At 66.8% G+C, this 13,836-nt stretch carries 15 protein-coding genes; 4 read left to right on the forward strand and 11 right to left on the reverse strand.

The window, feature by feature from the left end:
- Positions 1–111, forward strand: a 111-nt coding sequence (locus AC5P67_RS20530; RefSeq protein ID WP_495213687.1) for an IS3 family transposase, incomplete at its 5' end; no start/stop codon positions are given.
- A 457-nt stretch (positions 112–568) separates the two neighbouring features.
- On the opposite strand, the gene AC5P67_RS20535 is transcribed toward AC5P67_RS20530, so the two are convergent.
- From AC5P67_RS20535 to AC5P67_RS20560, 6 genes are all read right to left on the reverse strand, one after another.
- Positions 569–1,021 (reverse strand): hypothetical protein, encoded by a 453-nt coding sequence (locus tag AC5P67_RS20535; RefSeq protein ID WP_033833143.1) that lies wholly within the window; start codon positions 1,019–1,021, stop codon positions 569–571.
- Complete coding sequence (locus AC5P67_RS20540) at positions 1,018–1,221, reverse strand: PspC domain-containing protein (RefSeq protein WP_005410087.1); 204 nt, start codon at positions 1,219–1,221, stop codon at positions 1,018–1,020. Before AC5P67_RS20540 ends, AC5P67_RS20535 begins: the two co-directional genes overlap by 4 nt.
- 64 nt (positions 1,222–1,285) lie before the next feature.
- Entirely contained in the window at positions 1,286–1,654 is a 369-nt protein-coding gene (locus AC5P67_RS20545; protein ID WP_005413813.1) for a YfeK family protein, read from the reverse strand.
- 31 nt (positions 1,655–1,685) lie between these two features.
- Complete coding sequence (gene phaC / locus AC5P67_RS20550) at positions 1,686–2,753, reverse strand: class III poly(R)-hydroxyalkanoic acid synthase subunit PhaC (protein ID WP_033833144.1); 1,068 nt, start codon at positions 2,751–2,753, stop codon at positions 1,686–1,688.
- Positions 2,750–3,814, reverse strand: a complete 1,065-nt coding sequence (gene phaE, locus AC5P67_RS20555; protein ID WP_012480615.1) for a class III poly(R)-hydroxyalkanoic acid synthase subunit PhaE — start codon at positions 3,812–3,814, stop codon at positions 2,750–2,752. The genes phaC and phaE overlap by 4 nt, the downstream gene beginning before the upstream one ends.
- A gap of 22 nt (positions 3,815–3,836) precedes the next feature.
- Positions 3,837–4,451 (reverse strand): CDP-alcohol phosphatidyltransferase family protein, encoded by a 615-nt coding sequence (locus AC5P67_RS20560; protein ID WP_005410091.1) that lies wholly within the window; start codon positions 4,449–4,451, stop codon positions 3,837–3,839.
- Positions 4,452–4,794: 343 nt separating this feature from the next.
- Here AC5P67_RS20560 and AC5P67_RS20565 point away from each other — a divergent pair, with 343 nt between their 5' ends.
- The gene (locus tag AC5P67_RS20565; protein ID WP_495204485.1) at positions 4,795–5,445 is read left to right on the forward strand and encodes a class I SAM-dependent methyltransferase; all 651 of its coding nucleotides are present in this window, start codon (positions 4,795–4,797) and stop codon (positions 5,443–5,445) included.
- A 276-nt stretch (positions 5,446–5,721) separates the two neighbouring features.
- Here the strand turns inward: AC5P67_RS20565 and AC5P67_RS20570 are convergent, their stop codons facing one another.
- The 5 genes from AC5P67_RS20570 to ppsR form a co-directional block, all read right to left on the reverse strand.
- The gene (locus AC5P67_RS20570; protein ID WP_495215176.1) at positions 5,722–7,086 is read right to left on the reverse strand and encodes an MATE family efflux transporter; all 1,365 of its coding nucleotides are present in this window, start codon (positions 7,084–7,086) and stop codon (positions 5,722–5,724) included.
- A 117-nt stretch (positions 7,087–7,203) separates the two neighbouring features.
- Complete coding sequence (locus AC5P67_RS20575; protein ID WP_033833148.1) at positions 7,204–7,833, reverse strand: DUF2239 family protein; 630 nt, start codon at positions 7,831–7,833, stop codon at positions 7,204–7,206.
- Positions 7,834–7,995: 162 nt separating this feature from the next.
- A complete protein-coding gene (locus tag AC5P67_RS20580) occupies positions 7,996–8,484 on the reverse strand; it encodes an NUDIX hydrolase (protein WP_005413820.1) in 489 nt (162 codons plus the stop codon).
- Between the two features lie 41 nt (positions 8,485–8,525).
- Entirely contained in the window at positions 8,526–9,035 is a 510-nt protein-coding gene (locus AC5P67_RS20585; protein WP_005410096.1) for a DUF1249 domain-containing protein, read from the reverse strand.
- A 237-nt stretch (positions 9,036–9,272) separates the two neighbouring features.
- On the reverse strand, positions 9,273–10,094 hold the full coding sequence (gene ppsR, locus AC5P67_RS20590; RefSeq protein ID WP_005410097.1) for a posphoenolpyruvate synthetase regulatory kinase/phosphorylase PpsR: 822 nt from the start codon (positions 10,092–10,094) through the stop codon (positions 9,273–9,275).
- A 144-nt stretch (positions 10,095–10,238) separates the two neighbouring features.
- Between ppsR and ppsA the strand changes: the two genes are divergently transcribed.
- Together ppsA and AC5P67_RS20600 are read left to right on the forward strand one after the other, a co-directional pair.
- Positions 10,239–12,617, forward strand: a complete 2,379-nt coding sequence (ppsA, locus tag AC5P67_RS20595) for a phosphoenolpyruvate synthase (RefSeq protein WP_099484042.1) — start codon at positions 10,239–10,241, stop codon at positions 12,615–12,617.
- Positions 12,618–12,768: 151 nt separating this feature from the next.
- Positions 12,769–13,665 (forward strand): mechanosensitive ion channel family protein, encoded by an 897-nt coding sequence (locus tag AC5P67_RS20600; protein ID WP_005410099.1) that lies wholly within the window; start codon positions 12,769–12,771, stop codon positions 13,663–13,665.
- Positions 13,666–13,836 lie beyond the last annotated feature (171 nt).

Below are 13,836 nucleotides of genomic sequence, written 5' to 3' on the forward strand. Positions count from 1 at the left end.
GAGGCTGGGCTGGTGGAATACATCCAGTACTACAACCAGGAGCGCATCAAACCGAAACTGAAAGGTCTGAGCCCGGTAGAGTACCGGGAGCGGGCCCAATCGGCCGCCTGATCCCGTCCAAGTCTCGGGGGTCACTTCACCTTGGGGGCTTGGCCGCGGCATCCATGCCGCGGACACCCCGCCCCACCCACCCTCCCGGCCGCTGACAGGTTCCTGATGCCTGCCTCCCCCCACGGAAAAGAAAAAAGAAGATCAAAAGCAAAAACGGCTTGGCCGGCTGATTTGTTGCTTCCTGTAGAGACCAGCCAAGCCAAGCCATGCCCCGCTCGCGAGCAAGCGCAGCGCGCGACCCGCTTCTGCTGTTCTATTTCTTCTCCGTGGCTGGACGCGCACGGAAACTGTCAGGGGCCGGGCGGGGTGGATTCGCGGGACCGTTGGCGCCATGGATGGCGCCATCGAGCCCCCAGGGACGGGTTCACGGCGTGTCCCGCGAACCCACCCCGCCCGGCCCAATCGCATGAAACGCATTCCGCGACCACCCACGAGGGGCTGCGCCGTTGGCTGGAAACTACGGCCACCAGCCACGCCCGAACCGGGCGAAATGATCGGCCGCCCGTTCGAACGGATTGCGCGCACTCACCCCGCCGCACAGCAGGTACACCGGCAGGTACAGCGGGCCCAGCACCATGTACTGGTACACGTGCGCCCGTTCGTGATCATCCAGCCGGATCAGCGGCTCCACGCCCCACCCTGCCTGATGCGCATAGGTGCGGCAGGAAATGCCCAGGTCATGGCCGGTGTGCAGGATCACGTTCCCCAGGGTGATCGCCCCGCCTGGCCCCCACGGCCAGTGGTCGAACACCAGCGCGCAGTCACGGCCGCTCCAGCGCAATGTCGCGCCGCCGAGCATGCCGGCCAGGCCGCCGATCACGCCGAGCAGGGAATTGGGTGACGTCCACACCGCGCCCAGCACCTGCAGCGCGCGCAGCCAGATCGGCCAGGGCGTTGCTCCAGTCTTCAATCGGCCTCGTTGGGGATCAGGAGCCACAGGATCAGGTAGACCAGGATGCCAGGGAAGGCGGCGGAGGCCAGCGAAACCAGCACGTAGATCACCCGCAGCAAAGTTGCATTCCAGCCGAAGCGATGGGCAATGCCGCCCATCACGCCGGCAATCATGCGGTCGTTCAATGAGCGCGACAGCGTTTTGGGCGTCGTGTTCATGGCGGCAGCTCCGGGAAACGGACAAGGCAGTCGAACATGGCTCGACTCTACACCGCCCCCATGTCTACGGCGTGCGGTGGCGCAGGGCCTGCAGGCGTGCGCCGAACCAGGCGGCTGCGGTCTGTTCAGGCTGCCCCGGACACTGGATGCGGTAGGGTTTGCCACTCATGCTGCTCTGGCTGGCAGCGCGCTCGATGAACTGCTCGGCGCTGTCCACCATGCCCTTTTTCAGCAGGTAATCGTACTTGCGCTGCAGGTGCGCGCGCGCGTCGCTGCCGTCGTACCAGCTGCCATTGCGCTGGAAACGGCATTGGGAGCCATCCAGGCTGGCGATCAGCTGGGCGATCTCCCGGCGTGCATCCGTACTGGGTGCGGCGTGGGCAAGTGGTGCTGTCAGCAGTGCCGCAAGAATCAACAAAATCCGGTACATCATCACCCCCAAGTCAGTCGAGCATGGCTTGACTCTACAGATCGCGCGCCTTCAACCAGCCATCGATCGTGGCCGGTACTTCGCGCTGCGCGCGGCCGGAAACGTAGATACCAATATGCCCACCACGGAAACTGGACTCGGTGTAGTCGTCCGTGCCCAAACGCCCGCGCATCGCGCGCGAGGCATCCGGTGGCACCAGATGGTCCTGCTCGGCATAGATGTTCAGCACCGGCAGCGTCACCTGCGACAGATCCACCGCTTCCTCGCCGATCCGCACCGTGCCGTTCACCAGCCCATTGCCCTGATAGAACTGCTTGATGAAATCGCGGAACGCCTCGCCCGCCAGGTCCGGTGAATCGAAGATCCACTTCTCCATGCGCAGGAAATCCTCCAGCGCGGCCTTGTCATCGAGGATGTCGAGCAGGCCGACGTACTTCTGCACGTTCAGGCGGAATGGCTTGAGCATCAGGTAACTGGCATTCATCAGGTCGGCCGGGATGTTGCCCAGCGTGTCGACCAGCAGGTCCACGTCCACCTGCCGCGCCCAATGCGAGAGCATGTTGTCAGCCGTCTGGAAGTCGACCGGGGTGACCATGGTGATCAGCTTGCCCAGCTTCTGCCGGCGCAGCGCGGCGTAGCACAGCGCGAACACCCCGCCCTGGCAGATGCCGAGCAGGTCGACCGGGCCGCCACTGCGGGTGCGCAGCGCGTCCACCGCACCATCGATATAGCGCAGCAGGTAGTCCTCCAGGGTCTGGAAGCGTTCGGACCTGTCCGGGTAGCCCCAGTCCAGCACGTACACGTCCTGGCCCAGCGCCAGCAGCTTCTGCACCAGCGAACGGTCGGCCTGCAGGTCGACCATGTACGGCCGGTTGACCAGCGCGTAGACGATCAGCAGCGGCGTGCGCCGGGTCGGTGCCTGTTCGCCGACGAAGCGGTACAGCACCACCTTGCCGTCACGCCAGACTTCCTCGCGTGCGGTCACGCCATAGTCCACGTCTTCCACCTGCGGCAGCAGCTTCAGCCCTTCCATCAGCTTGCGCTGCATGGCCAGGGTTTCCTGCATCAGGTCATCGGCGTTGAAGCCCAGCGGTCCTTTCATCGGTCACGCGCCCGAGTGGAAGCGCGAGACGCAGCCTTCTTCGCAGACACCTTCTTTGCAGGCGCCTTCTTTGCCGGCGCGGCCTTCTTCGCGGCTTTGCGCGCGGCCGGCTTCACCTTCGCCGGTGCCGGCTGCGACACCGGATCGACCGCGGCGGTCCCCGCCAGCACCGCCACCTGTGCCTGCAGGCGGCGAAGGCTGCGCTCCAGTTCGGCAATACGGCGATGCGCGGCGTCCATCTCGCTGCGGGTCGGCAGGCCGATACGCTCACTCATCTGTTCCACCTCGCGCTGCAGGCCGGCGCGCAGGCGCATCTGCGCGTTGCCCAGCGAGGCGTACACCTGCTGGAACGGTTCGGACATGGCGACCTTGGCGTAGGCCTCCTCGGCCACTTCGATCCACAGGTCGAACATCGCGCGGGCGCTGGTCAACTGGCTGCCGGGCTGTTCGTGCTCGGCCAGACGCTGCTCGAACAACGCGAAGGCCTCGTCCAACGCCTGCCTGATCTGATCAACGTAGGCGCGCGAATGCTGCTGGTACTCCTCCTGCGCCCGCAGCAGCGCCTGCCAGCGCGCCTGGTGCTCGCGGCCGGGGCCGAACGCCGGGCTCTGCAGCCACGGGCCCGCCTGCAGCTGGAACTGCTGCAGCCATGCGGCGAAGTCGGGCACGGTGGCGCCGGCGTGGGTGCTGCCACGGGCGCCCTGCAGCATCCACTGCAGCATGCCATCGCCCTGCCCCTGCACCGCCTCGCGCCAGGCCTGGGCCACCTCGGCACTGCTGGCATCGCGGCCGGCGAAACGCGCGGCCACTTCCTGCATGGTGCCGTACCAGCTGCCGGCCTGTTCGCGGAAACGGCGCATGGCATCTTCCGGCGCGCCCTGCCCCTGTTCGGGCAACAGCTGGCTCCACCAGTCGAACAGCCGTTGCCAGCTGCCGGGGTCGCCGCCGCCCGGTGCACCGGGCGTGCTCGCGTGGCGCAGCGCATCGCCCCAGGCACCGAAGTACTGCCGCGCCAGCGTTTCGAAATCGCTGCTGCCGGCGTCGTGGGCCGAGCTGGTCATCGCAGGCCTCCGCAGGGCTGGCTCATGGCTTGGGGATACGCAGGGTCTTGCTGATCATCAGCGACCCGGACAGGGCGAACAACAGCACCATCGGGTGCAGCTGCCACGGGCCGATCTGCCACTGGCCGAACCAGAGGTCCTGGCCGATGGCATCGGTACCGGCGGCGATCGCCAGCACGATCACCAGCACCAGGCTGGTCGGGATCGGGGTGCCCTCGAAATACGTGACCTTGCCCTCGTCGCCGGCCAGCGCCTCGGCAGTGACGTTGTAGCGTGCCAGGCGGCTGACACCGCAGCAGACGAAGTAGCTCAGCACCAGCCAGTCCCAGCCGCCCTGCATGCCGCAGGCATAGGCCAGCGCCGCCGGCGCCACGCCGAAGGAGATCACGTCCGACAGCGAGTCCAGCTCGCGGCCCAGGGTGGAACTGGACTTGCGCCAGCGCGCGATGCGCCCGTCGAGCGCGTCGAAGATGAAGGCCAGCGGGATCAACGCCATGCCGAACAGCAGGTAGCCACGCTCGCCGTCCTGCAGGAAGCGCATCGCGGCAAAGACCGCACCGGTGCCGCAGAAAGCATTGGCCAGGGTGAACCAGTCGGCCAGCTGGAATTCGCGCAGCATCGAGAAGTGACGTTTCATGGGGTCTCACGGAGCATCAAGGCCCACAGGTTACCGCGAGCGCCGCCGCTGGCGACAGCACTGGCAGGACCCGCCTTCACCACACCCTCACCTGCCCTCACCGGCGGTGAATTTTTCGCCACCCATCTTGACAGCCTAGGGGGGTGGCGCCTGTCGCGGCTTATCCACAAAGTTGCCCACGCGTAATCCACACCCCCTGTGGACAACCAGATCTCACCGACTGCGACGCTGGACATTTCCTCATCACCCGGAAGCGGGGTTTCCCTACTTCCCAAGCCACAGGGTCGGCGCTATGGTCACCGGCGGACCCGCCGCCGCCACGTCCGAAACTCTGCAACGGACGATGATGATGCTGGATGCTCCCACCCTGGCCGCACAGCTGCGGCAGCCCCACGGCGAGGCCGCGCTGGCGGTGGCCGACTCGATGAACCACAGCAACGGCGCACTCAACCTGGCCGCAATCGGGCTGCTGGCCGTCGGTGCCGGCGAACGGGTCCTGGAGGTCGGCCCGGGCAATGCGGCCTTCGCGCCACTGATGCTGCAGGCCACCGGCAGCCACTATCTGGGCATCGAGCTGTCCACGGCCATGGTCGAGGCCGGCACCCAGCGGCTGGCCGACGCCGGGGTGGCCGAACGTGCGGCGATGCGACACGGCGACGCCCATGCACTGCCGGTCGCCGATGCCGCGATGGATGCCGCGCTGGCGGTCAACACCCTGTACTTCTGGCCGAACCTGGCCCCGGTGCTGGACGAACTGGCGCGGGTGCTGCGCCGGGGCGGCCGCCTGTGCCTGGCCTTCGGCGATGCCAGCTTCATGCGCAGCCTGCCATTCGCCGCCGACTTCCAGCTGCATGAGCTGGACGCGGTGGAGCTGGCGCTGCGGGTATCGGGCTTCCGCGTCTCGGCCTGGCGCAGCCACCGCGAATCCGCAGCCGGCAATGACGGCCAGACCCGAGAAAAGCACTTCCACCTGCTGCTGGCACAGCGGCACTGAAGTGGTAGAGCCGGCCTGCACCGGTCGCCAGCGAGCAAAACAGAACACCCGCATCCGCGGCGGATTCGATCCGACCGAGTGGTAGAGCCGGCCGCTGGCCGGCTGCTCCGTCCATTGCGGATTGCCGGCCAGCGGCCGGCACTACCCAGCCTGCACCCGCCGCCAGCGAACAAAACAGAACACCCGCATCCGCGCCGGATGCGATCCGTCCGAGTGGTAGAGCCGGCCGCTGGCCGGCTGCTCCGGCCATTGCGGATTGCCGGCCAGCGGCCGGCACTACCCGGCCTGCACGCGGCGGCGCCAATGCGCGAAACAGAACACCTGCATCACCAGCATGGCCAGCAACCCCAGCGGCCATGCCCACCACAGCCCGGCCAGACCGTGCCGGGACTGCAGCCACATCGCCAACGGCAGCTCCAGCAGCAACACGGCAGCCATGCCCAGCAATGCCGGCAACAGCACCGTGCCGCTGCCGCGCATCACTCCGACCAGCACCGCACTGCCTCCCATCGCCAGCACGCCCCACACCACCGTGCGCAACTGCTGCGTGGCCAGTTCGCGCGGCTCTGCGGCCGCCAGGATCAAACCAGTCAGCCACGGCGCCAGCGCCATCACCAGCAGCACCACGACTGTCAGCATCGCAAGACCCAGCATCACCCCGGTGCGGGCGATGGCGGGCAGCCGTGCCGTACGCCCCGCGCCCATCGCATGCGCCGCGAGGATGGTGGCAGTGATGCCCAGCGACATCGCCGGCAGCTGCACCCAGCTCATCAACTGGTTGACCGCACCGTAGGCGGCCGTGGCCGTGTAGCCATAGCGGTTGATCCAGCCCAGCAGCACGATTTCGGCAATGGCCAGGCTGAGCATCTGCAACGAAGACGGTATGCCGATGCGCAGCATCGCGCGGATGAGCGCGCCGTCGAACCGAATGGCACGCAGCAGCTCGCGCCCCGGCGCCAACGGGTGCCCCATCCGCTGCCACCGCCACGTCAGCCAGGCCAGGGCCAGCAGCGAGGCGAGCGCCGCCGAGACTGCCGCACTGGCCGCGCCCAGCCGTGGCAGGCCGGCCCATCCCAGAATCAGCAGCGGCGTGCACAGCAGGCCGATCAGGGTGGCCAACAGCAGCGCCTGCAGGGGCGTCTTCGCATCGCCCACCGCGCGACTCACGGCGGTGGCCAGCCACAGCAGGAAGAATGCAGGTGCAGCCAGCAACAGCACGCGCGCGTAGACGATGGATTCGCCGAGGATCGGCGCTGGCGTGCCCAGTGCCGCCAGCAGCTGTGGCGCGAAACCGCCGCCCGCCGCCATCACCAGCACTGACAACAGCAGAATCAGTGCCACCGCACTGCCGGCCACGGCGCGAGCCTGTTGCGGTCGGCCCGCGCCCCAGGCTTGGCCGATCAGCACCATCGCACCGGTCGCCAGACCCATTACCAGGGCCAGCAGCAGGAAGAAGATAGGAAAGAACGCTGCGGCGGCGGCCACCGCCTGCGTCCCCAGCAGATGGCCGAGGTAGATGTTGTCCAGCGTGCCTGCAGCCAGCTGCAATGCGTTGGTCAGCAGCATCGGCAGGAGCAGGGTCAGATAGGTGCGCCAGAGGGGCGGCGCGACCGGGGGGATGGGATGTGCGGGGGTGTCCATGGGGTTCTCTGGGCAAGGCGCTGCCCTGCCCGGCGTTTCCGCCAGCAAAGCAAGCACAGGGGAGCGGGCCGTGGCCCGCGATCAGGTGGCGCCGCCGCTCAGTAGCGGCGCGGTGGCTCAGCCGTCTGCGTGGTCCGAAGAATCATCGAAGGCCAGGCGCAGGGCGTGATTGCGCACATCCTCGGGCCAGCTGCGTAACGCCATTTCCAGGCCCGCCCGGTCGTGCGCGAACAGGACACGGATCGCTTCCTCGAAACCCGGCAGGTCTCCGGCGACGGTCTGCAGGAAGTGATAGGCACGCTCGCTGTGGCGGCGCTGCCGGTCCTTGTCGGCACCAGCACGGCTGGCCGCCTCCACCAGCTTGCGCAGCACTACCGAGGCCCCGCCGGGCTGCTCGGCCAGCCACGCCCAGTGGCGCGGCAGCAGGGTCACTTCGCGTGCGACCACGCCCAGCTTGGGGCGGCCGCGGCCACGCGGAGTTGCCGGCGCCTCTTCGGCAGTAACGTCGGCATCCGCCTCGACGGCGGCGGGAAAGGCTTCGACGACCCGCGCCAGCAGTTCTGCGTCACTGCCGCGCGTATCGAAATCACGGGTGCGGCCGGTAGCGTTGTCGAACACAAGCAGCGGACCGGCAGCGTTGCCGGCACGCAGCTGCTTCAGCGCCAGCGCAGCCACTTCCGGGGTACCGGAGGCGACCAGCCGGTGGCCGTCGAAGCAACTGAAGGGAGGGAGTCGGGACGCAGGCATGGCAATGGCATCGGAGGTGATGCGCGAATATTGCCCGGGTAATTTGCGTTCGTCAATATTGCCCGGACATTAATGAACCGGAAGAGCGTGCCAACCAAGGTTGGCACCCACCTGGAAGGTTGATCCCCACTCGAAAGATCGCCCCCCTCCCGATTCGCCGGCTTACAGCCGGCTGTAGGACCAGCTGACCATGCGGCCGTCCTGGTACGGCATCACGCCGTGGAAGGGGCGCGGGTCGGCGTCGAACACCAGTGGCAGGAAGTTGCGGTCGCCCTCCCACATCGGCAGCGTGTCCAGCTTGTCCAGGTCCACCCACTCCAGCGTGCCTTCATGGTTGCCGCCGTGCGGGGTGCCTTCGAAACTGTCGATGACGAACACGAAGCCCAGCCAGTCCTCGCCATGCTTGCCGAATCCCGGCCAGCTGATGGTGCCGCGCAGCCGCATGCCGGTGCAGTCGATGCCGGCTTCCTCGGCGATTTCGCGGCGCATGCCTGCCGCAACGTCTTCGGTCGGTTCGATCTTGCCGCCCAGCCCGTTGTACTTGCCCAGGTGGTGGTCACCGGGCCGGGTGTTGCGGTGGATCATCAGCACCTGGCGACGATCGGGCGACAGCACGTAGCCCAGGGTGGCGACGATCGGGGTGTACGGCATGGGCAGCATCCAGCGGCAGGTCAGCCGTGGATTATGGCCGATCAGCGCACCAGCGACAGGCGGCGTTCGGCAGCCGCAGTGGCGCCATCAGGATCGCGGCGCAGGGTGGCCACGCCGTGGCCGCGCTCGGCGAGGTATTCCAGCCACTTGCCGAGGAAGGTGTTCATGCGCATGCGGTGGCTGATCAGTTCCGCCGGCGGCGGGTACAGGCCCATGGTGTCCTGCCAGCGGCGGCCGACATAGCAATGGGTGGTCTCGGCCTGGCGCGCGTCACGGTACAGGCGCACGTAGGCCGACGGATCAGGCTCGCCGGTGACCGGGTCGGCCAGGTCGTAGGTCAGGCGAAGTTCCACCGTGTAGCGGTGGCACTCGATCACGTCCAGGCGGACATCCAGGCCGTCGCCGATCGAGGAAATGTAGCTGCCCGCCGCCAGTCCGGCCGGTTCGAACAGGCGCACCAGATGGCGATAGTTCTCCGCGTACAGGCCCATGAGCCAGCTCAACCGGCTCAGGCGGGGAATGCGTTCGGTACGGGGCAAGGCTCGGGCCATGGGTCGATCCTACACGTTGGTGCTTCAACGTGGGGGCGGGATCACCCCGACCAAAGGGCTCGGTATCGACCAACGGTCGATACCCACCGTGCAGGAGGGTCGATACCCACCGTGCAGGAGGGTCGATACCCACCGTGCAGGAGGGTCGATACCCACCGTGCAGGAGGGTCGATGCCCCCGCGCAGGAGGGGTATTGCCCCGGGAGGTAGGCCACGACCGTTGGTCGTGGCGCACGGATCAATACAACTCGCGCTGCAGCCCCAGCGTGGCCAGCACCTTGCTGGAAATCTCCTCGATCGAGGTATGCGTGGTGCTCAGCGTCGGGATCCGCTCCATCTGGAACATCACCTCGGCCGCGGCCACCTCGCGCTTGCAGGTCTCCAGGTTGGCGTAGCGCGAGTTCGGGCGGCGCTCCTGGCGGATCTGCTGCAGGCGGTCCGGGTCGATGGTCAGGCCGAACAGCTTGCGCCGGTAGTTGCGCAGGCGCGGCGGCAGGCGGTCGCTTTCCAGGTCCTCGTCGGTCAGCGGGTAGTTGGCCGCACGCACGCCGTAATGCAGGGCCAGGTAGATGCAGGTGGGCGTCTTGCCGGCGCGCGACACCGCCACCAGGATCACGTCGGCATCGTCGTAGTTCACCGCGATACCGTCATCGTGGGTCAGGGCGAAGTTCATCGCGTTGATGCGGCGGTGGTAGGTGTCGAAGTCGACCATGCCGTGGGCCTGGCCGACCCGGGCCAGGCGCGGGCTGGCAAGTTCACGCTCCAGCGGCTCGATGAACGGCGCGAACACATCCAGCATCAGCGCCCCGCTGTCGGCCAGGATCAGGCTCAGGCTCTGGTCCACGCAGGAGTTCACCACGATCGGCCGGACCTGGTACCGCTCCCCCGCCGCCTGGATCCGGGCACAGGCTTCACGCGCTTTTTCGGGGTCGTCGACAAACGACATGCGGTCGGTAATGAAGCTGAACCCGGAGAACTGGGTGAGCAGGCTATGCCCAATGGTTTCAGCGGTGATACCGGTTCCATCGGAAACGTAGAACACCGGGCGGATGGTCGACATGCGCGCTTTTACCCCCTACGAAGCTTAAAAAGGCCGCCAGCACAAGCTTGTGCCGACAGTGGTCTGCCCGGCATCATATCGGCTTCTTCCTACGGACGCGGCCACTCAGCCCGCCTCGGGCGATGGCCAAACGGAGCATCGCGCTTGAACGAGAACATCCTGTGGTTGCACGAACTGCGTCTGGCCGATCTGGCCCGCGTAGGCGGCAAGAATTCGTCCCTGGGCGAGATGATCGGCAACCTGGCCGGTCTGGGCGTTTCGGTGCCGGGCGGTTATGCCACCACCGCTGAAGCCTTCAAGGACTTCATCGCGCACAACGATCTGTCCAAGCGCATCTTCGACAAGCTGGCCACGCTGGACGTCGAGGACGTCAACGCGCTGACCGCCGCCGGCAAGGAAATCCGCAGCTGGGTGATCGATGCCCCGCTGCAGCCGCAGCTGGACCAGGACATCCGCACCGCCTACGCCAAGCTCAGCGCCGACAACGGCGGCGGCGACGTGGCCGTGGCCGTGCGTTCCTCGGCCACCGCCGAGGATCTGCCGGATGCCTCCTTCGCCGGCCAGCAGGAAACCTTCCTCAACGTCACCGGTGCCGACGACGTCGTGCACAAGGTCAAGGAAGTGTTCGCCTCGTTGTACAACGACCGTGCCATCGCCTACCGCGTGCACCACGGCTTCAAGCACGAGGACGTGTTCCTGTCCGCCGGCGTGCAGCTGATGGTGCGTTCGGGCGTCGGTTCCTCCGGCGTGCTGTTCACCCTGGACACCGAGTCCGGCTTCCGCGACGTGGTGTTCGTCACCTCCTCGTTCGGCCTGGGCGAAATGGTCGTGCAGGGTGCGGTGAACCCGGACGAGTACTACGTCTACAAGCCCACCCTGCAGGCCGGCAAGCCGGCGATCCTGCGCCGCTCGCTCGGCAGCAAGGCGATCCGCATGGTGTATTCGGATGTCCCCGGTGAGCGCGTGAAGATCGAGGACACCCCGGTCGAACTGCGCAACACCTTCTCGATCAGCGACGAGGACGTGCAGGAACTGTCCAAGCAGGCGCTGGTCATCGAAAAGCACTACGGCCGCCCGATGGACATCGAGTGGGCCAAGGACGGTGTCAGCGGCAAGCTGTTCATCGTGCAGGCACGCCCGGAAACGGTGAAGTCGCGCAGCCACGCCACCCAGATCGAGCGCTTCGCGCTGACCGAAAAGGGCGGCAACGTGCTGGCCGAAGGTCGTGCCGTCGGCGCCAAGATCGGTTCGGGCGTGGCCCGCGTGGTCAAGACGCTGGACGACATGAACCGCGTGCAGCCGGGCGACGTGCTGATCGCCGACATGACCGACCCGGACTGGGAACCGGTGATGAAGCGCGCCTCGGCCATCGTCACCAATCGTGGTGGCCGCACCTGCCACGCCGCGATCATCGCGCGCGAGCTGGGCGTGCCCGCCGTGGTCGGTTCGGGCAATGCCACCAAGGTCATTGAAGATGGCCAGCTGGTCACCGTCAGCTGCGCTGAAGGCGATACCGGCTTCATCTACGAAGGCAAGCTCGGCGTCGAGCGCACCACCACCGATCTGGGCAACATGCCGCCGGCCCCGCTGAAGATCATGATGAACGTGGCCAACCCGGAACGTGCCTTCGACTTCGGCCAGCTGCCGAACGCCGGCATCGGCCTGGCCCGCCTGGAAATGATCATCGCCAGCCACATCGGCATCCACCCGAACGCACTGCTGGAATACGACCGCCAGGACGCGGCGACCAAGAAGAAGATCGATGAGAAGATCGCCGGCTACGGTGATCCGGTCAGCTTCTACGTCGACCGCCTGGCCGAAGGCATCGCCACCCTCACCGCCTCGGTTGCACCGAACCCGGTGATCGTGCGCCTGTCGGACTTCAAGTCCAACGAGTACGCCAACCTGATCGGCGGCAGCAACTACGAGCCGCACGAAGAGAACCCGATGATCGGCTTCCGCGGCGCCAGCCGTTACGTCGACCCGAGCTTCTCGGCCGCCTTCGCGCTGGAGTGCAAGGCCGTGCTGCGCGTGCGCAACGAAATGGGCCTGGACAACCTGTGGGTCATGATTCCGTTCGTGCGCACCCTGGAAGAAGGCCGCAAGGTCGTCGAGGTGCTGGAACAGAACGGCCTGAAGCAGGGCGAGAACGGCCTGAAGATCATCATGATGTGCGAAGTGCCGTCCAACGCACTGCTCGCCGATGAGTTCCTGGAGATCTTCGACGGCTTCTCGATCGGCTCCAACGACCTGACCCAGCTGAGCCTGGGCCTGGACCGCGACTCTTCGATCGTTGCGCACCTGTTCGACGAGCGGAACCCGGCAGTGAAGAAGCTGCTGTCGATGGCGATCAAGGCAGCGCGTGCCAAGGGCAAGTACGTCGGCATCTGCGGCCAGGGCCCGTCCGATCACCCGGATCTGGCCGAATGGCTGATGCAGGAAGGCATCGAGTCGGTGTCGCTGAACCCGGACACCGTGGTCGATACCTGGCTGCGCCTGGCCAAGCTGAAGGCCAACGGCTGATGCCGTGATGGCCACGGGCTGACGTCGTGTTCATCGGCGTCGGCCGATACTGCTGCTGCATGCAAGCCCCGCCTCTGCGGGGCTTCGTGTTTCTGGCGTGCACGCACGCCCTGCCCCACGCAGACACCGTTTCTCAGCAAAGGACTTCCGCATGATCGCCGCAGCAGCACCCGCCGCCCCCGCCGCAACGCCCTGGTTCCACTCGCTCGACTGGGAACGCCTGCTGGAAACCTACGGCGTGCCGTTGCTGGCCGCGATCGTGGTGCTGCTGGTGGGCCTGTGGGTGGCACGTCGCTTGTCCAATGCAATGCCGCGCGCCACTGCGCGCATGGGTGTGGACCCGATGCTGGGAAGCTTCCTGCGCAACGTGGTGTATGCCGCCTCACTGGTGATCGTGGTGGTGCTGGCCATCGGCACGCTGGGCGTGCAGATCACCCCGCTGCTGGCCGTGCTCGGCACCGCTGGCCTGGCGGTCGGTCTGGCATTGAAGGATTCGCTGTCCAACATCGCCTCGGGCGTGATGCTGGTGACGCTGCGTCCGTTCCGCGTGGGCGATGTGGTCACCGTGGCCGGCCAGACCGGCACGGTGCGCGAAGTGCGCATCTTCCAGACCGTGCTTACCGGCGCCGACAACCAGCACACCACCATTCCGAACACGCTGATCACCGCCGCGCCGATCATCAACCTCACCGCCGAGCCGACGCGCCGCGTCGAACTGGTGATCGGCATCGGCTACGAAGACAACATCCAGCTGGCACGCGACACCGCGCTGGCGCTGATGAAGGCCGATCCGCGTGTGCTGCAGACCCCCGCACCGGACGTGGTGGTCTACGAACTGGGCGCACACGCCATCAACCTCGGCATCCGCTGCTACGTGAAGTCGGCCGACTGGTTCGGCACCAAGGTCACGCTACTGGAGCAGCTGAAGCTGGGCTATGACAAGGCCGGCATCAACATTCCGTATCCGCAGCAGGACATGCACCTTTACCTGCATGGCAAGGATGGTGGCGTGGTTGAGGCCGACGCGCTGGTGCGCGACAAGCCGTGATCCGGCAGTGGAATGCCGGCCAGCGGCCGGCACTACCCCTCGCCGCCTGACTGAAATGCCGGCCAGCGGCCGGCACTACCCCCCTCGCCGCCTGACTGAAATGCCGGCCAGCGGCCGGCACTACCCCCCTCGCCGCCTGACTGAAATGCCGGCCAGCGGCCGGCACTACCC

The organism is Stenotrophomonas sp. YJH_SMC_21 (assembly GCF_059369555.1).